Annotated in this window: 22 protein-coding genes; 19 read left to right on the forward strand and 3 right to left on the reverse strand. The window is 64.7% G+C overall.

All coding sequences use genetic code 11. The annotated features are described in order from the left end of the window. The first annotated feature begins 162 nt into the window (after positions 1-162). From coxB to AX725_RS09605, 15 genes are all read left to right on the forward strand, one after another. Entirely contained in the window at positions 163-1,260 is a 1,098-nt protein-coding gene (gene coxB, locus AX725_RS09540; protein ID WP_060980156.1) for a cytochrome c oxidase subunit II, read from the forward strand. Positions 1,261-1,275: 15 nt separating this feature from the next. After that, positions 1,276-2,943 carry a cytochrome c oxidase subunit I gene (ctaD, locus tag AX725_RS09545; RefSeq protein WP_060980155.1) on the forward strand — a complete coding sequence of 556 codons (1,668 nt, stop codon included), beginning with the start codon at positions 1,276-1,278 and terminating at the stop codon, positions 2,941-2,943. Positions 2,944-3,095: 152 nt separating this feature from the next. Beyond that, positions 3,096-4,010, forward strand: coding sequence for a heme o synthase (locus tag AX725_RS09550; RefSeq protein ID WP_060980170.1), 915 nt, complete (start codon positions 3,096-3,098; stop codon positions 4,008-4,010). Continuing rightward, positions 4,007-4,165: a cytochrome c oxidase system small membrane protein gene (locus AX725_RS21275; protein ID WP_167348233.1), complete on the forward strand. Its 159-nt coding sequence runs from the start codon at positions 4,007-4,009 to the stop codon at positions 4,163-4,165. The genes AX725_RS09550 and AX725_RS21275 overlap by 4 nt, the downstream gene beginning before the upstream one ends. Next, positions 4,162-4,737 carry a cytochrome c oxidase assembly protein gene (locus AX725_RS09555; protein ID WP_060980154.1) on the forward strand — a complete coding sequence of 192 codons (576 nt, stop codon included), beginning with the start codon at positions 4,162-4,164 and terminating at the stop codon, positions 4,735-4,737. The genes AX725_RS21275 and AX725_RS09555 overlap by 4 nt, the downstream gene beginning before the upstream one ends. Positions 4,738-4,779: 42 nt before the next feature. Further along, the gene (locus AX725_RS09560) at positions 4,780-5,595 is read left to right on the forward strand and encodes a cytochrome c oxidase subunit 3 (RefSeq protein ID WP_060980153.1); all 816 of its coding nucleotides are present in this window, start codon (positions 4,780-4,782) and stop codon (positions 5,593-5,595) included. A gap of 18 nt (positions 5,596-5,613) precedes the next feature. Continuing rightward, positions 5,614-6,126, forward strand: a complete 513-nt coding sequence (locus tag AX725_RS09565) for a DUF3291 domain-containing protein (RefSeq protein ID WP_060980169.1) — start codon at positions 5,614-5,616, stop codon at positions 6,124-6,126. Continuing rightward, positions 6,119-6,511 (forward strand): DUF983 domain-containing protein, encoded by a 393-nt coding sequence (locus tag AX725_RS09570; protein WP_060980152.1) that lies wholly within the window; start codon positions 6,119-6,121, stop codon positions 6,509-6,511. Before AX725_RS09565 ends, AX725_RS09570 begins: the two co-directional genes overlap by 8 nt. Further along, positions 6,508-7,095, forward strand: coding sequence for an SURF1 family cytochrome oxidase biogenesis protein (locus AX725_RS09575; protein WP_060980151.1), 588 nt, complete (start codon positions 6,508-6,510; stop codon positions 7,093-7,095). The genes AX725_RS09570 and AX725_RS09575 overlap by 4 nt, the downstream gene beginning before the upstream one ends. A gap of 17 nt (positions 7,096-7,112) precedes the next feature. After that, a complete protein-coding gene (locus AX725_RS09580) occupies positions 7,113-7,619 on the forward strand; it encodes a GNAT family N-acetyltransferase (protein ID WP_060980150.1) in 507 nt (168 codons plus the stop codon). 66 nt (positions 7,620-7,685) lie between these two features. Beyond that, on the forward strand, positions 7,686-9,101 hold the full coding sequence (gene thrC / locus AX725_RS09585; protein ID WP_060980149.1) for a threonine synthase: 1,416 nt from the start codon (positions 7,686-7,688) through the stop codon (positions 9,099-9,101). Positions 9,102-9,110: 9 nt separating this feature from the next. Then, the gene (locus AX725_RS09590) at positions 9,111-10,007 is read left to right on the forward strand and encodes a class I SAM-dependent methyltransferase (protein WP_060980148.1); all 897 of its coding nucleotides are present in this window, start codon (positions 9,111-9,113) and stop codon (positions 10,005-10,007) included. Between the two features lie 167 nt (positions 10,008-10,174). Beyond that, a complete protein-coding gene (locus AX725_RS09595; protein WP_060980147.1) occupies positions 10,175-10,558 on the forward strand; it encodes a dihydroneopterin aldolase in 384 nt (127 codons plus the stop codon). Beyond that, a complete protein-coding gene (locus tag AX725_RS09600; protein WP_060980146.1) occupies positions 10,555-11,337 on the forward strand; it encodes an SDR family oxidoreductase in 783 nt (260 codons plus the stop codon). Before AX725_RS09595 ends, AX725_RS09600 begins: the two co-directional genes overlap by 4 nt. A 26-nt stretch (positions 11,338-11,363) precedes the next feature. Continuing rightward, positions 11,364-11,960, forward strand: coding sequence for a fasciclin domain-containing protein (locus AX725_RS09605; protein WP_066117452.1), 597 nt, complete (start codon positions 11,364-11,366; stop codon positions 11,958-11,960). Between the two features lie 133 nt (positions 11,961-12,093). On the opposite strand, the gene AX725_RS09610 is transcribed toward AX725_RS09605, so the two are convergent. Then, positions 12,094-12,771 (reverse strand): Crp/Fnr family transcriptional regulator, encoded by a 678-nt coding sequence (locus tag AX725_RS09610; protein ID WP_066115111.1) that lies wholly within the window; start codon positions 12,769-12,771, stop codon positions 12,094-12,096. Between the two features lie 265 nt (positions 12,772-13,036). Here AX725_RS09610 and AX725_RS09615 point away from each other — a divergent pair, with 265 nt between their 5' ends. The 4 genes from AX725_RS09615 to AX725_RS09630 all read left to right on the forward strand — a co-directional run bounded on the left by AX725_RS09615 (position 13,037) and on the right by AX725_RS09630 (position 22,957). Next, entirely contained in the window at positions 13,037-14,422 is a 1,386-nt protein-coding gene (locus AX725_RS09615; RefSeq protein ID WP_082737530.1) for a multiheme c-type cytochrome, read from the forward strand. A 95-nt stretch (positions 14,423-14,517) separates the two neighbouring features. Beyond that, positions 14,518-16,500 (forward strand): heme-binding protein, encoded by a 1,983-nt coding sequence (locus AX725_RS09620; RefSeq protein WP_060980142.1) that lies wholly within the window; start codon positions 14,518-14,520, stop codon positions 16,498-16,500. A gap of 339 nt (positions 16,501-16,839) precedes the next feature. Further along, positions 16,840-18,663 (forward strand): hypothetical protein, encoded by a 1,824-nt coding sequence (locus tag AX725_RS09625; protein WP_066115117.1) that lies wholly within the window; start codon positions 16,840-16,842, stop codon positions 18,661-18,663. Further along, positions 18,644-22,957, forward strand: coding sequence for an LVIVD repeat-containing protein (locus AX725_RS09630; protein WP_502685938.1), 4,314 nt, complete (start codon positions 18,644-18,646; stop codon positions 22,955-22,957). Before AX725_RS09625 ends, AX725_RS09630 begins: the two co-directional genes overlap by 20 nt. A gap of 43 nt (positions 22,958-23,000) precedes the next feature. Here the strand turns inward: AX725_RS09630 and AX725_RS09635 are convergent, their stop codons facing one another. Both AX725_RS09635 and AX725_RS20515 read right to left on the reverse strand, forming a co-directional pair. Beyond that, positions 23,001-23,333, reverse strand: a complete 333-nt coding sequence (locus AX725_RS09635) for a hypothetical protein (protein WP_060980141.1) — start codon at positions 23,331-23,333, stop codon at positions 23,001-23,003. After that, positions 23,330-23,515 carry a hypothetical protein gene (locus tag AX725_RS20515; protein ID WP_066117455.1) on the reverse strand — a complete coding sequence of 62 codons (186 nt, stop codon included), beginning with the start codon at positions 23,513-23,515 and terminating at the stop codon, positions 23,330-23,332. Before AX725_RS20515 ends, AX725_RS09635 begins: the two co-directional genes overlap by 4 nt. Positions 23,516-23,524 lie beyond the last annotated feature (9 nt).

Consider the following 23,524-nt stretch of genomic DNA (forward strand, 5'->3'; position numbering starts at 1 on the left):
GGGGTGGCAAGCTGAACCGGCGATTAAAAAATATCCCTAGATTGGCTTGAGACTGGCGGCAAGCCTGCGTATAGGCAGCCATAGCTTTGACGCAAAACACGGCAGTGATCCGGCACAACGGGACGTGGACGGATGCCCTGCCCATACAGGGACAGTCTACGAATGGCGTTCGCATCTTGGACGAAATCTTTTGGTTTCGCAGCCCTTGTTCTCGTGTCCGCGCCCATGGCGCTGGCGCAAACCCCGCCCGCACCGCCGGTCACCGCTCCCGCTCCGAGCGCACAAGCCGCGCCCGCCGTTGCTGCTCCGGCTGCAACCGCGCCCGCTGCTGCAGCTGAAGCGGCACCTGCCGACGCTGCTGCCGCCCCGGCGCTCGATTCGAGCTACACGCCGATGGCGCCCACTGCCGGCAAGGGCATGCCCGTCGACAAGGGCATCGATTTCCAGGACCAGTATTCCGAACTGGGCGAATATGCGCACTGGCTCGACACGTCGGTGCTGCTGCCGATCATCGTCGCGATCTCGATGCTGGTGCTCGCGCTGCTCGTCTGGATCATCGTGCGCTATCGCGCCGCTGCCAATCCGGTGGCGTCGAAGGTCACGCACAACACCGCGATCGAAGTCATCTGGACGCTCGTTCCGGTGCTGATCCTGGTCGGTGTCGCGGTCCCGTCGATCGACCTGCTCGCCAAGCAGTACAAGCCGGCCCCCGCAGATGCCGTCACCGTCAAGGTCACCGGCTATCAGTGGTACTGGGGTTACAGCTATCCCGACAATGGCGATTTCGAAGTCGTGTCGAACATGCTGGATGAAGCCGAAGCCGCCAAGCGCGGTGAGCCGCACCAGCTTGCGGTCGACAACCGCATGGTCGTTCCCGCCGGCGAGCCGATCCGCATCATCACCACCGCATCGGACGTGATCCACAGCTTCGCGGTGCCGTCGCTCTGGTTCAAGATGGACGCCGTCCCCGGTCGTTCGAACGAGAAGATGCTGACCATCAAGGAGCCCGGCGTCTATTACGGCCAGTGTTCGGAACTGTGCGGCGCCCGCCACGGCTTCATGCCGATCGCCGTCGAAGCGCTCCCGCGCGCCAAGTTCGATGCATGGGTCCGTTCGCAGGGTGGCACCGTCAAGGGTGACGAACTTGCCGCCGCTGCTGCTCCGGCCACCGTTCCCGCCGCTGCGCCTGCAGCCGCCACCACCACTTCCGCAGCGCAGGGCGCGGCCGCAGCCGCCGCCGCTCCCGCTGCCGCTCAGTAAGGACAGGGCAAGACCATGACCACGATTGCCGCCAACCCGGCCGATCTGCATGACCATGATCATGCACATGACGATCACAAGCCCGCGTTTTTCCAGCGCTGGTTCATGTCGACCAACCACAAGGACATCGGTACGCTGTACCTGATCTTCGCGATCGTCGCGGGGATCATCGGCGGTGCCATTTCCGGCCTGATGCGCATGGAGCTCGCCGAACCCGGCGTGCAGTATCTGCAGGGCTGGGCCACCATGATGCAGGGCAGCGAAGCGACCCTGGATCAGGCCTATCACATGTGGAACGTGCTGATCACGGCGCACGGCCTGATCATGGTGTTCTTCATGGTCATGCCCGCCATGGTCGGCGGCTTCGGCAACTGGTTCGTTCCGATCATGATCGGCGCGCCGGACATGGCGTTCCCGCGCATGAACAACATCTCGTTCTGGCTGCTCATCCCGGCCTTCCTGCTGCTGCTCGGCTCGACCTTCGTGCCCGGTGGTTCGGGTCTGGGTGCGGGCACCGGCTGGACGGTCTATGCGCCGCTTTCGACCAGCGGTTCGGTCGGACCGGCCGTCGACCTTGCGATCCTGTCGCTGCACCTTGCCGGTGCTTCGTCGATCCTGGGTGCGATCAACTTCATCACCACGATCTTCAACATGCGCGCTCCGGGCATGACGCTCAACAAGATGCCGCTGTTCGTGTGGTCGATGCTGGTCACTGCGTTCCTGCTGCTTCTCTCGCTGCCGGTTCTGGCCGCTGCCATCACCATGCTGCTCACCGACCGCAATTTCGGCTCGGCCTTCTTCAACGCCGCTGGCGGTGGTGACCCGGTCCTGTACCAGCACCTGTTCTGGTTCTTCGGTCACCCCGAAGTGTACATCATGATCCTGCCTGGTTTCGGCATGATCAGCCACATCATCGCCACCTTCTCGAAGAAGCCCGTGTTCGGTTATCTCGGCATGGCTTATGCCATGGTCGCCATCGGCGTCGTCGGCTTCGTGGTGTGGGCGCACCACATGTTCACCGTCGGTCTGTCGGTCAACATGAAGATGTACTTCACCGCTGCCACCATGGTCATCGCGGTGCCCACCGGCATCAAGATCTTCTCGTGGATCGCGACGATGTGGGGCGGTTCGCTCACCTTCAAGACCCCGATGGTCTGGGCGCTCGGCTTCATCTTCATGTTCACCGTGGGCGGCGTGACCGGCGTCGTGCTCGCCAATGGCGGCGTCGACGACAACCTGCACGACACCTATTATGTGGTCGCGCACTTCCACTATGTGCTCTCGCTGGGTGCGGTGTTCTCGATCTTCGCCGGTTTCTACTACTGGTTCCCGAAGATGAGCGGCCGTCACTATAGCGAAGCGCTCGGCCACCTGCACTTCTGGGTGTTCTTCATCGGCGTGAACGTGCTGTTCTTCCCGATGCACTTCCTGGGCCGTCAGGGCATGCCGCGTCGCTACCCCGACTATCCGGAAGCCTTTGCCTATTGGAACGAGATCGCCTCGCTGGGTTACGCCATCATGGCCGCCGGCATGCTGATCTTCTTCATCAACATCGCCTATGCGCTGGTTGCTGGCCGTCGTGCCGAGGGCAACTACTGGGGCGAAGGTGCCACGACGCTGGAATGGACCCTGTCCAGCCCGCCGCCGTTCCACCAGTTCGAAACGCTGCCCGTCATCAAGTGACCGCAGCAGCGTTGCACCGCTGACAGGGCCGGACCGGGACTGCGTCCCATCCGGCCCGGCACCCCTCGGCCTGACGGCGAGGGGTTTGCCATATGGGTAGTGACATGAGCATGACCGAAGCTGTATCGCCAGTTCAGGGCCAGAGCGCCGCCATGACCGCCCAGCCGGGTGTGCTCATGCCTGCGCACTGGCGCGATTTCTGGGCGCTGACCAAGCCGGGCGTGATCCGCCTGGTGGTGTTCACCGGGCTGTGCGGTCTGCTCGCAGCGCCCGGCAGCATCCACCCGGTCATCGGCTTTGTCGCGATCCTCTGCATCGCGATGGGGGCAGGCGGGGCTGCCGCGCTCAACCAATATTACGAATCCGATCTCGATGCGCTGATGAAGCGCACCGCCAACCGTCCGATCCCCGCCGGCCGCATGGACCGCGAGGCGGCGCTGCAGTTCGGCCTGGCGCTTTCGGGCTTTTCGGTCGTGATCATGGGGCTGGCGGTCAACTGGCTGGCGGCTGTGATCCTTGCCTTCTCGGTCTTCTATTATGCCGTGATCTACACGATCTGGCTCAAGCCCAATACGCCGCAGAACATCGTGATCGGTGGTGGGGCAGGGGCATTCCCGCCGGTAATCGGCTGGGCGGCGGTGACCGGTGATGTCACCATGCTGCCGATCCTGCTGTTCTCGATCATCTTCTTCTGGACGCCGCCGCATTTCTGGGCGCTCGCGCTGTTCGTGAAGATGGACTATGCGCGCGTCGGCATTCCGATGATGCCCAATGTCGCGGGCGAAAAATCGACGCGGCATCAGGTGTTCGGCTATTCGCTGGTGCTGCTGGCGACGGTGATGGCGCCCGCCGCGCTCGGCCTGGTCGGCTGGACCTATGGCATCGGCGCCTTCGTGCTGTCGGCGATCTTCGTCGCGCTCGCCGCGCGTGTCGGTTTTCGCACCGCAGGCGAGGGCGATGCGCTCAAGCCCGAAAAGCAGCTGTTCGCCTATTCGATCGTCTATCTGTTCCTGATCTTCGCCGCCGTGGTCGTTGACCGCGCGGTGGTTCCGGCGATTGCGGCATGACCGATCGCCCCGCGCCCGATTTCAGCGATCCGGAAGTGCTCGCGCAATTGCGGGCGCGCCAGCGCAGCCGTGCGCTGTTCATGGCGGGAATCCTGGTCGCCCTTTGCGTGCTCTTCTATGTCATCACCATCGTGAAGATCGGGGTGTGGGGATGAGCAGCGCCGCGATCAGCCCCGATGTTGCACGCCGCAACCGGCGCGCAGGCATCATCGCTTTGGGCCTTGCCATCGGGATGCTGGGCCTCGGCTATGCAGCCGTGCCGCTCTATCGCCTCTTCTGCGAGGCGACGGGCTTTGGCGGTACGACGATGAAGGTCAGCGAAGCGGCCGCCGACAAGATTGCGGTGACCAACAAGCCGATCACCATCCGTTTCGATTCGAACGTGTCGTCGGCATTGCCCTGGCGCTTCAAGCCCGAGAACACGACCGAGAAGATCACGATCGGCGCGCGCGACATGGCCGCGTTCACCGCGACCAACCTTTCCAGCAAGCCGGTGACTGGGACCGCGACGTTCAACGTCACGCCGACCCAGGCCGGCCGCTATTTCGCCAAGGTGCAGTGCTTCTGCTTTACCGAGCAGACGCTGGAGCCTGGGCAGACGGTGCGGATGCCGGTGATCTATTATGTGGATCCCGCGATCCTGACCGATCCGGACACCAAGGATATCGAAGAGATTACCCTCAGCTACACCTTTTACCCGCTGGACCAGGCGAAAAAGGGCAGTTAAGGGCTTAGTTCAAGACGTTAAGGGACGACGGGGACCAGAGAGATGGCCGGAACAAAGAACCACGATTATCATATTCTTCCCCCCAGCATCTGGCCGTTCGCCGGATCGATGGCGGCACTCGTCATGGCGGTGGGCGCCATCCTGTGGATGCACAGCATGGATACCTCCGGCATCGTCTTTTACGCCGGCACCGCCGGTGTGATCGGCACGATGTATGGCTGGTGGGCGCAGGTGGTGAAGGAAGCCCATGCCGGCGACCACACCCCGGTGGTGCAGCTTCACCTGCGCTATGGCATGATCCTGTTCATTGCCTCCGAAGTGATGTTCTTCGTCGGCTGGTTCTGGGCGTGGTTCGATTTCTCGCTCTTCCCCTCGACCGCAGACGTGATCGGCGGCGTGTGGCCGCCCAAGGGCGTCGAAGTGCTCAACGCCTTCGAACTCCCGCTGCTCAACACGCTGATCCTGCTCTGCTCGGGCACCACGGTCACCTGGGCGCACCACTCGCTGATCAACGGCGACCGCGACGGCCTGATCAAGGGCCTGTGGCTCACGATCATCCTGGGCGTCGTCTTCAGCTGCGTGCAGGCCTATGAATATTCGGTCGCGCCGTTCCCGTTCAAGGACCTGAACTATGGTTCGTCCTTCTACATGGCGACCGGTTTCCACGGCTTCCACGTGCTGGTCGGCACGATCTTCCTGATCGTCTGCCTGGTGCGCGCCTATAAGGGCCACTTCACCCCCAAGCAGCATTTCGGTTTCGAAGCCGCTGCCTGGTACTGGCACTTTGTCGACGTGGTGTGGCTGTTCCTCTTCCTGGTCATCTATGTCTGGGGTGGCTGGGGCGCTGCAACCCACTGATAATCGCGAGTGAACGAGATGACCGATCAGCCCGGCTGGCATATCGCCCAGATCAATGTCGCCAGGCTGATCGCGCATCCCGATGACCCGGCGGTCGCCGGTTTCATGGGGATGCTCGACGGCATCAATGCCATTGCCGAACAGTCGGACGGCTATATCTGGCGGTTGCAGAGCGACAGCGGCAATGCCGTGGACCTGCAACCGACCCCCGATCCGCGTTTCGTGGTCAACATGTCGGTCTGGCGCGATCCGGCGAGCCTGTTCGACTTCGTCTATCGTAGCGCGCACACGCCGGTGATGGCGCGGCGGCGCGAATGGATCGAGCGCATGGACAGCGCCTATCAGGCGCTCTGGTGGGTGCCCGCCGGGCATGTTCCCAGCGTCGATGAAGGGCTGGCCGCGCTCTGGCGGATCGACCGTTTCGGTCCCAGTCCGCACGCCTTCACCTTCAAGCACCAGTTCCCGCATCCGGGCTTGGCGACGCCGCCGGTGGACTGGAACCCCGATCCTTGGTGCATGGGACGTGCCTGAGGGCACGCAGCCGCGCTCGCCGCTGATCCAGGCTGCGCTCACCGGCGAGTGCCCCGCATGCGGTGCGCGCACGCTGTTTGCCGGGTGGGTTCGCTTCGCCCCGCGCTGTCGCGCCTGCGGGCAGGATTTCACCTCCTATAATGTCGGCGATGGCCCCGCAGCGTTCCTGATTCTCGTCATCGGCGCATTGGTCTCAGCCTTTGCCGTGGTTCTGCAGGTCCAGGCGAGCCCGCCCTTCTGGGTGCATATCCTGCTCTGGGTGCCGCTGACCTTCGCGCTGGTGATCCTGTCCTTGCGGGTGTCCAAGGCGGCGATGCTGATCCACGAGGCGCGCGCCGAGGTGCGCGAAGGGCGCATCGACACCAGCGGCGAGACCCGGCCATGAAGCGCCTGCCATTCTGGCCGACGCTGATCGTCGGCATCGCGATCGCCATCATGATCGGCCTCGGCGTCTGGCAGCTCCAGCGCATGGCGTGGAAAGAGGCGCTGCTTGCCGAGTACCGGACCGCTGCGGACAGGCCTCCGGTTGCCTGGCCGGCAGTGCCTGATCCGCAAGCGCTGCCGCTCTACCGCACCTCCAGCGTCAATTGCCTCGAAGTGGTGGACTGGCGGTCCTCAAGCGGGCGCAGCGCGTCGGGCGCATCGGGTTGGGTGCATATCGCCTCGTGCCGCACCGGCGCCGAAGGGCCGGGGGCGCAGGTGGTAGCGGGCTGGTCGCAGCGCCCTGACAGCCCGGACTGGAAGGGAGGGCAGGTCAGCGGAATGATCGCGCCCGACAGCAGCGCGCTGATCCGCCTCGTCGCCGCACCGCCGGTCGCCGGTCTGCAGGCCGTTCAGAAGCCTTCGCCAGAGGATATTCCGAACAACCATTGGGCCTATGCCGTACAATGGTTTTTATTCGCGGGCATTGCTGCCGTTATATATGGTCTGGCAGTCGCAAGGCGGACGCGATCCCCATCGTCCGCATGACGCCGCAAGGAGAGACCATGCAGGGCGGACATTATTACGGCTTTCACCGGGTCACCCATTCGGACCTGCCGCTGATCGAGCAATGGCTCAAGACCCCCGAGGTCGAGCAATGGTGGGGCGATCCCAAGCACGAGCTTGCGCTGATCATGGAGGATATGGACAATCCGGACATGGTCCAGCTGATCGGCATGCTCGATGGCCATCCGATCGCCTATATCCAGCATTTCGAGGTTCATGCCTGGCCGCAAAAGCACCTGCAGGACCTGCCGCAGGGGGCGCGTGCGGTCGATTGCTTCATCGGCGTGCCGTCGCTGATCGGCAAGGGGCATGGCGCGAAGCTGCTGGCGATGCTGGCCAAGCAGCTCAACGCGCAAGGGGTGCGCGTGCTGTGCATCGATCCCGATCCGGAGAACCAGCGGGCACGCAACGCCTATGTCAACGCCGGTTTCGTCGAGCACGGGCTGATCGAAACGCCCGAGGGTCCGGCGGTGCTGATGTTCTACGAGAGCCCGGAAGAGGACTGAGCGCTATCCGGCTGCCATAACGTGCAGGTTGCGCACAGGGGCAGGGACCGCTAACGGGTCCACCCCATGGACTATATCAGCACCAGGGGGGAAGCCGCGGCGCTCGATTTCGAGGGCGTGACGCTGGCAGGTTTGGCAAGCGATGGCGGGCTGTACGTGCCGCGTGCCTGGCCCAAATTCACGCATGCCGAGATCGCAGCCATGGCCGGGCTGTCCTATGTCGAGCTGGCGGTGCGGATCATGACGCCCTTTGTCGCTGGCAGCCTGACCGAGGACGAGCTGCGCGGCCTGTGCGAAGCGGCCTATGGGCGCTTTTCGCACAAGGCGGTCACCCCGCTCGCCCAGGTCGATGAGAGCAACTGGCTGCTCGAACTGTTCCATGGTCCCACGCTGGCGTTCAAGGACGTCGCGCTGCAGTTGCTCGGCCATCTGTTCGAACGCTTCCTGTCGAACCGCGACACGCATCTGACCATTGTCGGCGCGACCTCGGGCGATACCGGCTCTGCGGCCATCGATGCGGTGGCGGGGCGCGAGAAGGTCGATATCTTCATGCTCCACCCCGATGGCCGCGTCTCCGACGTGCAGCGGCGGCAGATGACCACGGTGCTTGCGCCCAATGTCCACAACATCGCGATCGACGGCAGCTTCGACGATGCCCAGGCGATGGTGAAGCGCATGTTCGGCGATCCCGGTTTTGCGGGACGGTTCACGCTATCGGCGGTCAATTCGATAAACTGGGCGCGGCTGATGGCGCAGATCGTCTATTATTTCGCCGCCGCTTTGCAGCTGGGCGCCCCGCACCGCCCGGTCGCCTTTTCGGTACCGACCGGCAATTTCGGCGATGTGTTCGCGGGCTATGTGGCTGCCCAGATGGGTCTGCCGGTTGCACGGCTGATCGTCGCGACCAATGTCAACGACATCCTCCATCGCGCGATCAGCGCGGGCGATTATTCCGCCGGCAGCGTGACGCCGACCGCGGCCCCTTCGATGGACATCCAGGTCAGCTCGAATTTCGAGCGGCTGCTGTTCGATCTTGAGGGCCGTGACGGCGCGCTGACCGCCGCACGGATGAAGGGCTTTGAAGCCAGCAAGGCGATGCAGCTCTCGCCCGAGATGCGCGCGGGTGCCGAGGCGCTGTTCTCGAGCGCGCGAATTGACCCGGAGGAAATGGGCATCGCCATGCGCCGCGCCTGGGACGAGGCCGGGCAGATGATCGATCCGCACACCGCGATCGGCCTGGGCGCTGCCCACCGCCTGCAGGATGCCGGCACGATCGACCGCGCGATCCCCTGCGTCACGCTCGCCACCGCGCACCCCAGCAAGTTCCGCGATGCGGTGGAGCGTGCGACCGGCTTGCGCCCGCGCCTGCCTGCGCGCGTCGGCGACCTGTTCGAGCGTGCCGAGAAATTTGACAAGCTGCCCGGCGACTACACCACGGTGCGCGATTATATCGCCGAGCGTGCGGTCCCGGCCAAGGGCTGACCCGCGCGCATGGCCGAGCTTGACCCGCAACCGCTGCTGATGATCGGCGAGCCGCGCGCCGACTATACGCTGATCGACAGCGGCGGCGGGCGCAAGTTCGAGGCGTACGGGCCGTACCGCTTCATCCGCCCCGAACCGCAGGCGATGTGGCCGACGCGGCTGCCCGATTGGGACGCCGATGGCGCGTTCATCCCCGGATCGGACGAGGATGGCGGCGGGCGCTGGCAGCTGGAAGCCAGTGTTCCCCGCGAGGGCTGGCCCTTGCAATGGGAAGAAGTGCGGCTGACCGCGCTCAACACCCCGTTCCGGCATCTCGGCTTCTTCCCCGACATGGACCCGGTGTGGCGCTGGCTGCGCGGGCATATCGCTGCCCATAAGGGCGAGGAGCGGGCCAGGGGGCTCAACCTGTTCGGCTATACCGGCGTCGGCACGCTGGCGATGGCTGCTGCCGGGGCCGAGCTGACCCATGTCGATGCATCGAAGAAATCGGTCGCGGCGGCGCGCGCCAATGCCGCGCTTTCGGGCATGGAAGACCTGCCGGTGCGGTGGTTGGTCGATGATTGCGTCAAGTTCGCCGCGCGCGAGGTGCGCCGGGGCAAGCGCTATGACGCGATCCTGCTCGACCCACCCAAATTCGGGCGCGGACCCGAAGGCGAGGTATGGAAGCTGGAAGAGCATCTGCCCGCGCTGATCGCCGATTGCCGCAGGCTGCTCGATGAGCGCTCGTCGTGCCTGTTCTTGACGGTCTATGCGGTGCGCATGTCGGCGCTGGCGCTGGGCGAGCTGCTAGCGGCGCATTTCGCTGATCTGCCGGGCCGGATCGAGATCGGCGAACTGGCGGTTCGCGAGCAATCGGGCGGGCGGTTGCTGCCGACGGCGATCTTCGCGCGCTGGTCCAACGGTTGAAACACTTGCGCTGCGCTGCGCAATTTGCCAACGCGCGGGAAAGGTGAAATTCCCCTCGCCATTCCCGCGAACGCGGGAATCCCGCTTCTGCTGCGACGGAAAGAAACAAGCGGGACCCCCGCGTTCGCGGGGGGGACGATGAAGATATACTAGAACAGGCCCAGCATTTGACCGACACCCAACCCGATAGCCTGATCCTCGAGGTCGCCGATTTCGACGTCAACGTTCTGACCGGCATCTATTCGGAAGAGACCAAGCTGCCCCAGCCGCTGCGCTTCACCATCTGGGCGGAGATGCTGGCCGAGGACCATTATGCGCCCGACACGCCGCTCAGCGCGTCAAAGAATTACATGGACCTCAAGCACGCCGCCTCGACGGCCCTGCCCGAAGGCGTGCATTTCACGCTGATCGAGGCGGTGGCCGATCATGTCATCGAGACGCTGTTCCTGCAGGACCCGCGCATAAGGCGGCTGAAGGTAAAGATCATCAAGCTGGCCATCGCCGAAGCGGGCGAATCGATCGGCATCACGCTCACCCGGACCCGCCGGTGAGCGGCAACCCGGCCCCGCTGGCGCTCGTCACCGGCGGCTTTCGCCGGGTGGGTGCGGCCATCGCGATGGAGCTGGCGCGCGCGGGCTATGCGCTGGCACTGCACGGTCGCAGCGACCTGACGCCGGAACCCGAGCTCGCCGAGACCCTGGCAAAACAGCAGACCGAGTGGCACGGTTTCTCCGCCGATCTGGCCGATTGCGATGCCTCGCAACGGCTTGTCGAGCGGGTGACCGCGCATTTCGGCCGCGCGCCCGACCTGCTGGTCAACAATGCCTCGCTGTTCGAATATGACGACTGGCAGAGCATGTCGGCACAGATGCTGCAGGAGCATTTCTCGGTGAACCTCTTCGCGCCCATGCTGCTGACCCGAGCGATCGTGGCCGGGGCAGGCGAGGGGCAGGTGCCCGCGATCGTCCAGATCATCGACCAGCGCGTGCGCAACCCCAATGGCGACCAGTTGAGCTACACGCTGTCCAAGCAGGCGCTGGCCGAATCGATCCGCACGCTGGCGCGGGCTTTTGGCGCAAAGGCGCGGGTCAATGGCGTGGCGCCAGGGTTGACGCTCGCCACCAGCGATTATGACGATGCGCAGATGCAGCGGCTCGCCGCGCGCATGCCGCTCCATCGTCTGTCCGCGCCGGGAGACATTGCGCGCGCGGTGCGTTATCTGGCGCAGGAGCCTGCGATCACCGGCCAGTTGCTTTTCGTCGATGGCGGTGCCCATATGCTCAGCATGGAGCGCGACTTCGTCTTCATGGACAAGACGGACGACGCCTGACCGCACGCGATATTCTGGAGAACGACATGCGTTTGATTGCCACAGCATCCCTTTCCGCGCTCACCCTGATGGTCGCGGGCTGTGGCAGCCATGATGGCGGTGGCGATCCGGTCAAGCGGGTCGATCCTGCCAGCCTTGAGGTCAAGGAAGCGGCTGCAGACGAGCCTGATGCTATCCTTCGCGTCGATGAGGTCGTGCTGCGCAATCCAGACCTTTCGACGCTTGCTCGTGCGATCAAGGCGGCCGAGCTGAGCGCGGCGCTGGCGGCAGACAAGCCGATGACGCTCTTTGCTCCCGACAACGGGGCGTTCGACAAGCTGGGTGTCGATGCGCTTGCCGACCTGCTGCTGCCCGAAAACAAGGCGAGGCTGGCAGCGATGCTCAACTATCACATCATCCCCGGTCGCCTCACGGCTGCGGACCTGCGCAAGCAGATTGGCGACAAGGGCGGCAGCATCGAGCTGACCACGTTGCAGGGCGAGAAGATCAACGCCTCGATCGAGCTCGATCAGGTGCGGCTGTCCGATGCCAGCGGCGATGTCGGCTCGATCCAGCAGGCGGATCTGGCTGCCAGCAACGGCATGGTCCACGTGATCGGCCAGGTGCTCGAACCGCAGCAATAGGCCCCAGTTTCATCCCGCATTTCCCGTCATTCTCGCGAACGCGGGAATCCCGCTTCGGCGAGCGGCTTCCGGCTTAGCGGGACCCCCGCGTTCGCGGGGGTGACGACAGCTATTCTGCGACCGGAGCGGCGTTTTAGCCCCCCGCCAGCGCCGCATTCGCAGCCCGCAGCTTGCCCTCGAGCGCCTGGTTGATCTGGCGCTCGATCACCGTGAGCGCGTCCGGGTGAAGCTCGAGATACTGGCGCAGCTTGGGCGCGGAGACGCACCAGAACCGGCTATCGGTGGCAAGCATGACCGTGCCGGTCGCAGGCTCTCCGCTCAATGCGGTCGCATCGCCGATCAGGTCGCCGCTGGTGACGCTGCCGACATGTGCGCCGTGCAGCGTGATCTCTGCCTGGCCGTCATGGAGATAGAACAAATGGCTGATCGCCTCACCCTCGTTGATCAGCACTTCGCCGGCCCGGCCGGTGATCCAGTTGCCCTGGTCCATCAGATGGCGGGCGCCAGCGCGGGTCATGTCGCCCATGAAGCTCGCCCGCAGCGCCTCTTCCTCGGCAGAAAAGCGCGAACCGCGCTCCGCCATCAGATAGCGCAGCAGCATCGATGCGCCGATGACCAGAAGCACGAGGAACCACAGCGCCAGGCCCAGATCATTGGCAAACCCCAGCGCGTAGCCGAGCCCGGCCAGGGCAGAGAGCACGATGCCGACTCGCATCCACGGCATGGGCGGAGCGATCAGCGCGATCGCCAGGATCATGAACGACAGATGCCCGAGCCATGCGCCATTTGCGAATCCCAAGCCGAGCGTCATTCACGTCCTCCCTGATCTGCGGACCACCATGGCAAAGATGCTGCGCTGCGACAAGCAGCGCGGGGGGAGAGCGAGGCTTGCCGATGGCCACAGATTTTTGCGGCGGCGCCTGAAGGATTGCCTTGAAACTGCTGGACGAACCGGCGATAAGAGACCGCAAGACAAGACTAAGGGGTCGCATCGTTAGTCTATCGGGGGCCGGTTCCGCATGGAGCCGGGGGTAAAAGCGACGATGCACAATACATGGCTCTTGGCCGTTCAACGCTTGGGTGGAATCCGTGCCGCGATTGCGGGCGTGACCTGTCTTGCCCTGGCGATCGGCGCTTTCTTCATCGCGAATTTCGCAGCCGCTGAGCGGCTTGAGGCGCAGGCGGCGAGCGCTGCCGCGCGCGGCACGCATATGGGCGTGGGCAGCTGTGCGGGATCTACCTGCCATGGCCGCAACGAGGCCGATGGTGAGGTGGTGCGCCAGGACGAATTGTGGCGCTGGCAGGAAGAATCGACCCCGGGCGGGGCGCACAGCCGCGCTTTTCGCGTTCTGGGCGAACCGCGCAGCCTGGCCATCGGCAAGAAGCTGGGCATCGGCGATCCGCGTTCGGCCGCGATGTGCTTGGGATGCCATTCGACCCCGGCAGCAGCGAAGGGGCCGCGCTTCCAGGTCAATGACGGCGTGAGCTGCGAAGCGTGCCATGGCGCCGCATCGGGCTGGCTGTCGAGCCATTATGCCACCGGCACCAGCCACGCGCGCAACGTCGCTCAGGGCATGATCCCGCTCGAGAACGCTCAGGCGCGCGCGGGCGTGTGCCTCGATTGCCATCTGGGCAACGATGCGCCGGGGCAGTTCGTCAACCACCGGATCATGGCGGCGGGTCACCCGCGCATCTCGTTCGAGCTTGACCTGTTCTCGACACTGACCCAGCACCATGACGAGGACGCCGACTACCGTCAGCGCAAGGGCAAGACCAACAGCATGCGCTTGTGGGCGGTGGGCCAGGCGATCGCGCTGGAACGCTCGCTGAGCCTGTTCGGCAAGCCGGGCATCGGCCAGGAGGGGGTCTTCCCCGAATTCTATTTCTTCGACTGCCATAGCTGCCACCGCCGCATCTATGACGAAGAGGATGCGCGTCCGACCAAGCTCAGCAATCCGGGCCGTCCGATCCCGACCGGCATGCCGCCCTATAATGACGAGAACATGATCATGCTCTCGGCGGCGGTGCGGATCGCAGCGCCCGGAATGGCGCAGCAGTACGAGCAGCAGGCGCGCGCCTTCCATGCCGCGATGGCGCAGGGTCGCGCCCCGGCGGTCGAGGCCGCGAACCGGCTCCGGCAGACCGCGATGGCGCTGGCCGATCAGTTCAGCCGCAGCGACTTCACCCGCGCGCAGACCTTCTCGATCATGGAGGCGATCGCCAGCGAGGCGATCAGCCCGCGCTATACCGATTATGAGGGCAGCGTGCAGGCGGTGATGGCGGTGGATACGCTGCTCAGCGGTCTGGTGAACCAGGGCCAGGTATCGGGCGGCGCCGCGACGTCGCTCAGGGCGCAGATCAACCAGGCCTATGCCGCCGTGGCTGAGCCCAATGGTTACAAGCCGCTCGAATTCCGCCGGGCGCTGGGGGGCGCAGTGCGGACCATCCGGTCGCTGCAATAAGGCCGGCCGGGCAGGGAGATGACCAAGGTGGGACGTTTTGGTGAGTTCAGTTTCGTGATGTCGGGCCGGGTCGCATCCGGGCGGAGTAGAAACGCATGATGCGGATTGGCAAGGTTACGGCATCGCTGGCAGCAATGGCGCTGGTGCTGAGCTCTTGCGGGGGCGGCAACAGCAGCGGCACCACGCCCGCGCCCAGCCCCACGCCCACGCCCAATCCCACTCCGCCGCCCGCGGGTGGCAACTTTACCGCGCCAGCGCAGGAAGCGCTCACCGTGGCCGAGGTCCAGACCATCATCGCCCAGGCGGTGGGTGAGGCGCAGAGGCGCAATCTGCCGTCCGTGATCACGGTGGTCGACCGCGTAGGCAATGTGCTGGCGGTGTTCCGGATGAACGGCGCGCGCGCCACTGCGCGGACCAGCGCGATGACCGAAGCCGGGCTCAACAATCCGTTCGTCGATGCGCAGGGGCTCGATGTGCCCGCCGAGATGGCCTCGATCGCCAAGGCGGTTACCGGCGCCTATCTGTCGAGCGGCGGCAATGCCTTTTCGACCCGCACGGCGAGCCAGATCGTCCAGCAGCATTTCCCGCCCGCGCCGTCGACCCGGGGGTTGGAAAGCGGCCCGCTGTTCGGGGTGCAATTCAGCCAGCTGCCCTGCTCGGACCTCAATGCCCGCTTCCAGGCGGCGGGCGGAGCCAGCGCGTTCATCGGTCCCAAGCGCTCGCCGCTGGGTCTGGCGGCGGATGCAGGCGGCTTGCCGCTGTACAAGAACGGCGTGGTCGTCGGCGCGATCGGCGTGATGGGCGATGGCGATTACGGCTTCGACCCTAATATCCTCGACCGCGACATCGATTCTGAAGAGGCGATCGCTTTTGCCGGGACGCAGGGCTTTGCTGCGCCCGAAGCGATCCGCGCTGACCGCATCACGGTGGACGGAACGACGCTGCGCTTCAGCGATATCCAGGCCAGCGATATCGGCCCGCTCTCGACCAATTTCGCAGCCATCAACGGCAGTGCGGGCAGCCTGATCGCGGTGCGCGGCTATGCCAATGCCGCGATCATCGCGGGCACGCCTTATGGCACCGAAGCCTCGGGCATCCGCGCCGCGCGCGCGGCCGAGTTCAGCAATACCGATGCCTTCATCCTGACCGACGGATCGGGTAATCCGCGCTTCCCGATCCGCGCGGGAACCGATGCCACTTCAGTCACGCAGCCGCTGACCGCAGCCGAAGTGCGCGCGGTGCTGGAAGAGGCGTTCACCGTGCTGACCCGCGCGCGCGCGCAGATCCGGCGCCCGCTCGACAGCCGCATGCAGGCGACCATCTCGATCGTCGATACGCACGGCCAGGTGCTGGGCATCGTCCGGTCGCCCGATGCGCCGATTTTCGGGACCGATGTGTCGCTGCAAAAGGCGCGCACTGCAGCGTTCTTCTCCAACTCCGTGGCGGCGTCCAACCTGTTGTCGGCGGGCGGCGGCGTCGCGCCGTTCGTGCAGGCGGTGCGGACATTCCTCAATGATCCGCAGGCGCTGACCGGCAAGACCGCCTTTTCAGACCGTGCCAATGGCAATCTGTCGCGGCCCTATTTCCCCGATGGCGAGCTTGGCCGACCGCCGGGGCCGTTCTCGCGCCCGATCGAGGATTTCAACCCGTTCGCTGTCGGACTGCAGGTCCAGCTTATCGCCGCCAACATCATCCAGCACGCGCAGTTCGTCTCCGGCGCATCGCCCACCGATACCGCGCAGCGTTGCACCGCTCTGCCTGACGTGGTGCAGGGGCAGAACCGCCTGCAGAACGGCATCCAGATATTCCCCGGATCGGTACCGATCTATCGCGGCAACACCCTAGTCGGCGGTATCGGGGTTTCGGGCGACGGCATCGACCAGGACGACATGGTCAGCTTCCTGGGCCTCAACAATGGCGGCCTACGGGGCGGCGGCATCGGCAATGCGCCCAAGGATATCCGCGCAGACCGGATCGTGGTGAATGTCGGCAGCGCCCAGGTGCGGCTGCGCTATGTCAGCTGCCCGTTCGCGCCATTCCTCGATACCAACACCCAGAATGTCTGCGAGGGTCTGTAAATGACCGTGCCGCTCGTCGCCCTTATCCCGATCGTGGCTTTCGCCGGGACTGGCGATGTGGTGGGCGATCCGGCGATCGAACCTCTCGCACAACAGGGACCGCAAACCGCCATCGCGGCACTGATCGCAGCTGATCTGGGGCGGAGCCTCGCGCTGAACGAGATGACCCCGCAGCTGGCTGCACCGGCCATGCGCCCGATCCGCAAAGCGGTTGTGCCGGCGCCGCACAGGCTGAGCTCGCCGCGCACGGCGGGGGATTACAGCCTGTTCTTCTGGGGGGCAGGCGAGGACGAGCTGCTGCTCACTGCGGACCAGGAAGCGCCGCCGGCGCCCGGCGCGATGCCGCCAGCGGCGCCAGATCCGGATGCCGAAACGATCGATGCCGACGAGGCGCTGATCGACGATCGCCGCCGTCCGGGGCTTGAGAAAAAGCTGCCCGATCGGGTCACGCAGGACAATCCCGGCGCGGTGCGTGCGCCTGCGCCCGAGGCCTTTCCGACCGACGAGTTTCCGGTGCCAGATCGCTGGCGCATCGTCACCTCGCTTTGCCCGACCAAGGGCGGCGACCAGTCGATCTACGGGCTCTACCCGAACCTGTCTAACGTCTGTCGCTCGAAGCTCGACCCCTATCACCAGAATGTCCTGAAGGGCGACCGTCCGCTGCCCGAAGGCAAGCGCCCGAGCTTCCTCAAGGAGGACGACTGGTTCTTCATCGCCAATGTCGTGTCGGACACGGTGATCGAGCCGCGCAGCTTCCCGACACCGGTCGGCGTGCAGACCACGGCGCGCCCCGACAGCCTCGACGTGTTCGGCCGGGCGGATTCGCTGGTCGTTGCGCAGACGGTGATTGCGGGCTTCTCGCTGCTCAAGGGCGAGACCGCATACAAGCCGCCCGCAATCGAATATCGGCTCGTGCTCGCCGCACAGGTCAACCATGTCGATGTCAACGAACGCCGCATCCTGTTCGTCGAGCCTTCGCGCCCGACGCACCGCACCGACCATTTCGTGGGCGTGCAGGAAGCGTTCATCGACTATCACCTCGGCCAGTATGACAGCTCGCGCTACGATTTCATCTCGTTGCGCGCGGGCGTTCAGCCGATGCAGGCCGATTTCCGCGGCTTCCTGTTCCAGGACAACCAGCTCGGCATCCGCCTGTTCGGCAACCGCGACAACAACCGCTTCCAGTTCAATTTGGGCGCGTTCTGGCGGCTGGAAAAGGATACCAATTCGGGCCTGAACAGCGTGGTCGACAGCCCGCGCGACGACTGGGTGTTCTTCGCCAACGTCTATCGGCAGGACTTTCCGGTGGTCGGCCTGACCAGCCAGGTGTCGGTCACGTACAACATGAACCGCGAGGGCGGGCGCGAGCTCAAGATCGACGATAACGGCTTCCCGGTGCGCCCGGCGCTGCTCGGCGACCTGCGCAGCCGGGAATATGATGTCGTGTATCTGGGCTATGCGGTCGATGGCCGCATCGGCCGGATCAACATCACCGGCCAGGCCTATGGCGCGTTCGGCGAGGACCGCAACAGCTTCTTCACCAGCCGCAAGGCCGATATCCGCAGCTATTTCGGCGCGGCGGAGCTGAGCTATGACAATGACTGGGCGCGCTTCCGCCTGCAGGGGCTGTTCGCCAGCGGCGACGGCAATCCGTATAACGATACCGAGGCCGGGTTCGACGCAATCTTCGAGAACCCGATCTTTGCCGGGGCCGATACCAGCTACTGGATCCGCCAGGTCATCCCGTTTGCCGGCGGCGGTCGCGCGGTCGGCGTGAACACGCGCAACGGCATATTGAACAACCTGCGCTCGTCCAAGGAACAGGGTCAGTCCAACTTCAACAATCCGGGCACGGTGCTGCTCGGCGCGGGCGCGGATTTCGACCTGAGCACGACGACGCGATTGTCGGCGAACGTGAACCATCTGTGGTTCCACAAGACCGATACGATCGAGGCGCTGCGGCAGGAAGGCACGGTGCCTGCATCGATCGGCTGGGACGTCTCGGCGGCGGCAATCTGGCGGCCCAATGCCAACCAGAATCTGGTGTTCCGCCTGTCGGGCGCGATCTTCGATCCCTCGCGCGGCTTCCGCGACCTGTTCACCCAATCGGGCAAGTCAGACCTCTTTTATTCGGTGCTTTTCAATGCGATCCTGGCGTACTGACCGGCTGCGCGGCGTTTTGCCCGCCTTCAATTGGAAGCTGATGCTGGCGAGCCTGCTGCTTGTCACCTTCGCTGCGCTTCCCGCCGATCAGCTGCTCGCATCGGGCAAGGAGAAAGCGCAGAAGGTCAAGTACAGCTTCACGCCGCCTGCGCCCGAGAACCAGGAATGGGCCGAGGCTGACGCCAAGAGCGTAGGCTGCCAGTCCTGCCACACCGCCAGCGACCACAAGACGATGCATGCCTCGCCTGCCGTGGTGCTGGGCTGTACCGATTGCCATGGCGGCGATGCCACGGTGATGGGCGACAACGCCTGGGGCCGCGAAAGCCTGCCCTATCAGGACGCGCTGATGAAGAGCCATGTCCTGCCCAAATATCCGGTGGCGTGGAAATGGCCGAGCTCGGCCAACCCACAGCGTTCTTACGCTTTGCTCGCCAAGGAAGCGCCCGAGTTCATCCGCTTCGTCAACCCGTCGGACTACCGCGTGGTCCGCGAATCCTGCGGCGCCTGCCATATCGAGATCATCGAGGCGTCTGAGCGCTCGCTGATGGCGACCGGCGCCATGCTCTGGGGCGGCGCGGCCTATAATAACGGCATCGTGCCGTTCAAGAACTATATCTTCGGGGAAAGCTTCACCCGCGACGGCAAGCCGGCGATGATCGAGTCGGCCGCGACCGAGCCGGGCGCGGCGCACGGCACGGTGACCGAGGCGGAAAAGGCGCGCGGCGCGCTGCCGGTCATGTATCCGCTGCCGACCTGGCACATCATTCCGCCGGGAGACATTTTCCGCGTGTTCGAACGCGGCGGCCGCAACATCAACCCGACCTTCCCGGAAATCGGCCTGCCCAACAGCATTGGCATCATCCAGCGTCTGGAGGAGCCGGGTCGTCCCGATCTCAAGCAGTCGAACCGTGGCCCCGGCACGGGTCTGCGCGTTGCGATTCCGGTGCTGAACATCCACAAGACCCGCCTCAATGACCCGTTCCTGTGGCAGATGGGCACCAACGATCAGCCGGGCGACTATCGCTCCTCGGGCTGTGCGGCATGCCATGTGGTCTACGCCAATGACCGCGAACCGCGCCACAGCCTGGTCTATGCCAAATACGGCCGCGACGGCCAGACGATCACCGACGACCCGACGATCAACAGCCTGACCGAGGGACAGAAGCGCCCCGGTCGCTATGGCGATTATGACGCGGCCGAGCATCACGAGGAGCATGGTGGCGCTGGCGGTCATGGCGGTGATCACGGGACCACGCTCGCCGAAGGTGCGGATGCGCACGGATCGAGCCACGGTGGCGGCGACGGCCATCGCGCGAACGCCGGGCATGCCGAAAAGGTCGCGTTCAAGGAAAAGGGCCATCCGCTCAAGCACGCCTTTACCCGCGCGATCCCGACCGCGCAGTGCATGAATTGCCACATGCACCAGCCGAACATCTTTCTGAACAGCTATCTCGGCTACACGATGTGGGATTACGAATCCGACGCGCCGCTGCTGTGGCCGGGGCCGGAAAACCGCGCGCCCAAGCCCGAGGGCATGTCGGAAGAGGATTATCAGCGCATCTACAAGAAGCAGCATTATCCCACCGCCAAGGAAGTGCGCGCGACGCTCGACCGCAATCCCGAGGGCGCATCGCCGCGCGGCCTGTGGTCGGATCTTGATTTCGTGCGCAACGTCTATGACCTCAACACCGAGGCCAAGGATACGCAGTTTGCCGATTATCACGGCCATGGCTGGAACTTCCGCGCGATCCTCAAGCGCGACCGCAAGGGCAATCTGCTCGACGCCGAAGGCAACATGGCGACCTGGGGCACCGATACCGCCAATATGGTCTCCCCCGACGATCCGGAGAAGTTCCGCAAGGCGGGCGAGGGCAAGTTCGTTCCCGTCGGCACCAATCCGGGCAAGGCCGTGCACATGATGGACATCCATGCCGAGCTCGGCATGCAGTGCGTCGACTGCCATTTCAGCCAGGACGGGCACGGCAACGGCCTGATCTATGGCGAAGTCGCCAATGCCGTCGAGATCGGCTGCAAGGATTGCCATGGCACGGCGGATGCGTACCCCACGCTGTTTACCTCGAACCTCGCGGCGCGGCCCAAGGGCAACAATCTGGCGCTGATTCGCAATCCTGACGGCCAGCGCCGCTTCGAATGGATGAAGGATGCGACCGGACGGCGCGTGCTGATCCAGCGCTCGGTGCTCGACCCCGAGCTGTCGTGGAAGGTCAGCCTGGTCAAGGATGCGGTCAATCCCGACAGCCCCGATTTCAACCCCAAGGCGGCGCGCTCCAAGCTGATGGCGAAGGACGGGGCAGAAACCGGCAAATACGGCTTCGGCCTTGCGGTCTCGAAGGAGAACCGTGCGCATAATACCGACAAGATGGCGTGTTTCACCTGCCATCTGAGCTGGACGACCTCGTGCGGCGGATGCCACCTGCCGATTGAGGCCAACTGGAAGGCCAAGGTCCACAAATACGAGGAAGACGAGACGCGCAACTATGCGACCTACAACCCGCAGGTCGCGCGCGACGAGATGTTCCAGATCGGTCGTCACCAGACGAGCAAGGGCAATATCATCGCCCCGATTCGCTCGACCTCGGCGCTGATCCTGTCGTCGACCAATATCAACCGCGAGCGCATCTATGTGCAGCAGCCGCCGATCTCGGCCCCGGGCTTCTCGTCCCAGGCGTTCGCGCCGCACTTCCCGCACACGGTCCGCAAGACCGAGACCAAGCAGTGCACCGACTGTCACCTCAGCGAGGCGAATGATAACAATGCCGTGATGGCGCAGCTGCTGCTGCTCGGCACCAATTTCGTCAATTTTGTCGGCTTGAACAGCTGGTTCGGACTCGAGGGTGGGTTCGAGGCGGTGCGCGTCACCGAATGGGACGAGCCGCAGGCGGTCATCGGCTCCTATCTGCACCGCTATGCCTATCCCGATTTCTACAAGCAGCATGTCGAGGACAATGGCCGCGAGCTCAAGAACTGGACGCGCGGCCCGATCTTCAGCGACGGCCTGTCGGGCGAGACCAACGCGCGTGAAGAGTTCGCCAATGTCGTGCAGGGCACCGATGGCCGCGTGAACTGCCTGCAGAACCGGGGCGAGTACATGTTCGTCGCGGAAGGCAAGGGCGGTTTCCGAGCCTATGACATCGCCTCGATCGGCAACAAGGGCTTTTCGGAGCGGATCATCCGCGCGCCATTCTCGTCGCTCGGCCATGACACGCATGTGAAGACCACCAACGCGACCTGCATGGCGATCGCGACGACCCAGCCGATCGCGCCAAGCCGCAACACGCCCGAAATGCGCGAGGCCAATCAGGAGCAGCCGTTCCACGCGGTCTATCATTATGCCTTCGTCACTGACAGCGTCGAAGGTCTGATCGCGGTCAATATCGACACGCTGGCCGATGGCGAGTTCCGTAACAACTTCTTCAAGCGCACGCTGACCTGGAACCCGGACAATGTGCTGAAGGGTGCGCGGCATATCACGCTGGCGGGCGATTATGCCTATATCACCGCCGATGCCGGGCTCGTGGTCGTGCGTCTGTCCGACCCGATCCCGGCAAATCCGCCGCGCGATTATGACTACAGCAAGCTCAACCCGCAATTGATGGCGGTGCTGCCGCTCACCGATGCGCGGGCGAGCGCGGTGCAGTTCCGCTATCTCTGGGTGACCGATGCAGATGGCATCAAGCTGTTCGACATCACGCGGCTCGAAGCGCCTGTGGCGGTGCCTTCGGGCACGGTGCGGCTGGCCGATGCGCGCAAGCTCTATCTCGCGCGCACCTTCGCCTATGTCGCCGCCAAGCAGGACGGTCTGGTGATCCTCGACATCACCAATCCCGAGGCACCGCGCGAATATATGCGCTACAACGCCGGTGGCATTCTCAACGATGCCGAGGATGTGATCGTCGGATCGACCAACGCGACGCTGTTCGCCTATGTCGCCGATGGCCGCAACGGCATGAAGGTGCTGCAGCTCACCTCGCCGTCGAGCCAGCCCAATTTCTACGGCTTCTCGCCCGATCCCAGGCCCGAGCTGATCGCCTGGGCGAAGACCCCGTCGGCGGCGCTCGCTGTCGCCAAGGGGCTAGACCGCGACCGCGGGGTCGATGAATCGGGCGGGCAGATGGCGATCTTCGGACGCCTGGGCTCGCGGCCCTTCACCCGCAGCGAGATGGAAAAGCTTTTCCTCAACAAGGCGGGCCGTCCGTACAAGGTGAGCGATACGGTGACCATGGCCGACTGGCTCGGCCCGCGCCCGGCGATGTTGACCGCCAGGGGTCAATAAGCGAACGAGCGATTTCAGCGATAGGAGAGGGGAGAGGCGGACGTCAGTCCGCCTCGACCGTCAGAGCCTCGATGGTCAGGGTCATCGCAGGGTTGCCCTCGGCGCGGCGGTGGACGGCGCTGACCGCGATATCGGCGACAAGATGTCCGGCGATGCGGAATTCATGCTCCGGCAGGACGCTCGCCAGCCACTCGCCGGTGCGGATGCCATCCTCACCCGACAGCGAGATGCGCATCACATGGCGCATGCCGGTAAAGGTCGCGCTGGCCCAGCTCGTGCCGCGATGCTCGTCCAGCTCGGCCGCGCCGGATGCGAGGGTGAGCACCGCGCGGATCAGCGCGGTGGCGGGGTCGTGGCGAATCTTCTGGTGGATCATGCCTGCTCCTCTCGGTAAATGTTCATGAAATGTTCTATCCGATTCCGCAAGGCCTTGCGCGGCTCGCGGCCCCGGCGCAGGTCATCGACCAGACGTGGATCGCCCGCCGACAGGCGACCGAAGCGGGTGCGCGGCATTCCCGTTTCGCGCAGGAATATTTCGACCAGGCGCAGCAGCGGCATCGCATTCTC

Origin of the sequence: Blastomonas sp. CCH9-A1 (assembly GCF_001557175.1) — a bacterium.
Taxonomy (GTDB): domain Bacteria; phylum Pseudomonadota; class Alphaproteobacteria; order Sphingomonadales; family Sphingomonadaceae; genus Blastomonas; species Blastomonas delafieldii_A.

What these genes read in the sequence shown, in the direction of transcription:
- coxB (WP_060980156.1), top strand. Translation starts at nt 163, where the DNA reads ATGGCGTTCGCATCTTGGACGAAATCTTTTGGTTTCGCAGCCCTTGTT.
- ctaD (WP_060980155.1), top strand. Translation starts at nt 1,276, where the DNA reads ATGACCACGATTGCCGCCAACCCGGCCGATCTGCATGACCATGATCAT.
- AX725_RS09550 (WP_060980170.1), top strand. Translation starts at nt 3,096, where the DNA reads ATGACCGCCCAGCCGGGTGTGCTCATGCCTGCGCACTGGCGCGATTTC.
- AX725_RS21275 (WP_167348233.1), top strand. Translation starts at nt 4,007, where the DNA reads ATGACCGATCGCCCCGCGCCCGATTTCAGCGATCCGGAAGTGCTCGCG.
- AX725_RS09555 (WP_060980154.1), top strand. Translation starts at nt 4,162, where the DNA reads ATGAGCAGCGCCGCGATCAGCCCCGATGTTGCACGCCGCAACCGGCGC.
- AX725_RS09560 (WP_060980153.1), top strand. Translation starts at nt 4,780, where the DNA reads ATGGCCGGAACAAAGAACCACGATTATCATATTCTTCCCCCCAGCATC.
- AX725_RS09565 (WP_060980169.1), top strand. Translation starts at nt 5,614, where the DNA reads ATGACCGATCAGCCCGGCTGGCATATCGCCCAGATCAATGTCGCCAGG.
- AX725_RS09575 (WP_060980151.1), top strand. Translation starts at nt 6,508, where the DNA reads ATGAAGCGCCTGCCATTCTGGCCGACGCTGATCGTCGGCATCGCGATC.
- AX725_RS09580 (WP_060980150.1), top strand. Translation starts at nt 7,113, where the DNA reads ATGCAGGGCGGACATTATTACGGCTTTCACCGGGTCACCCATTCGGAC.
- thrC (WP_060980149.1), top strand. Translation starts at nt 7,686, where the DNA reads ATGGACTATATCAGCACCAGGGGGGAAGCCGCGGCGCTCGATTTCGAG.
- AX725_RS09590 (WP_060980148.1), top strand. Translation starts at nt 9,111, where the DNA reads ATGGCCGAGCTTGACCCGCAACCGCTGCTGATGATCGGCGAGCCGCGC.
- AX725_RS09605 (WP_066117452.1), top strand. Translation starts at nt 11,364, where the DNA reads ATGCGTTTGATTGCCACAGCATCCCTTTCCGCGCTCACCCTGATGGTC.
- AX725_RS09610 (WP_066115111.1), bottom strand. Translation starts at nt 12,771, where the DNA reads ATGACGCTCGGCTTGGGATTCGCAAATGGCGCATGGCTCGGGCATCTG.
- AX725_RS09620 (WP_060980142.1), top strand. Translation starts at nt 14,518, where the DNA reads ATGATGCGGATTGGCAAGGTTACGGCATCGCTGGCAGCAATGGCGCTG.
- AX725_RS09625 (WP_066115117.1), top strand. Translation starts at nt 16,840, where the DNA reads ATGCCGCCAGCGGCGCCAGATCCGGATGCCGAAACGATCGATGCCGAC.
- AX725_RS09630 (WP_502685938.1), top strand. Translation starts at nt 18,644, where the DNA reads ATGCGATCCTGGCGTACTGACCGGCTGCGCGGCGTTTTGCCCGCCTTC.
- AX725_RS09635 (WP_060980141.1), bottom strand. Translation starts at nt 23,333, where the DNA reads ATGATCCACCAGAAGATTCGCCACGACCCCGCCACCGCGCTGATCCGC.
- AX725_RS20515 (WP_066117455.1), bottom strand. Translation starts at nt 23,515, where the DNA reads ATGCCGCTGCTGCGCCTGGTCGAAATATTCCTGCGCGAAACGGGAATG.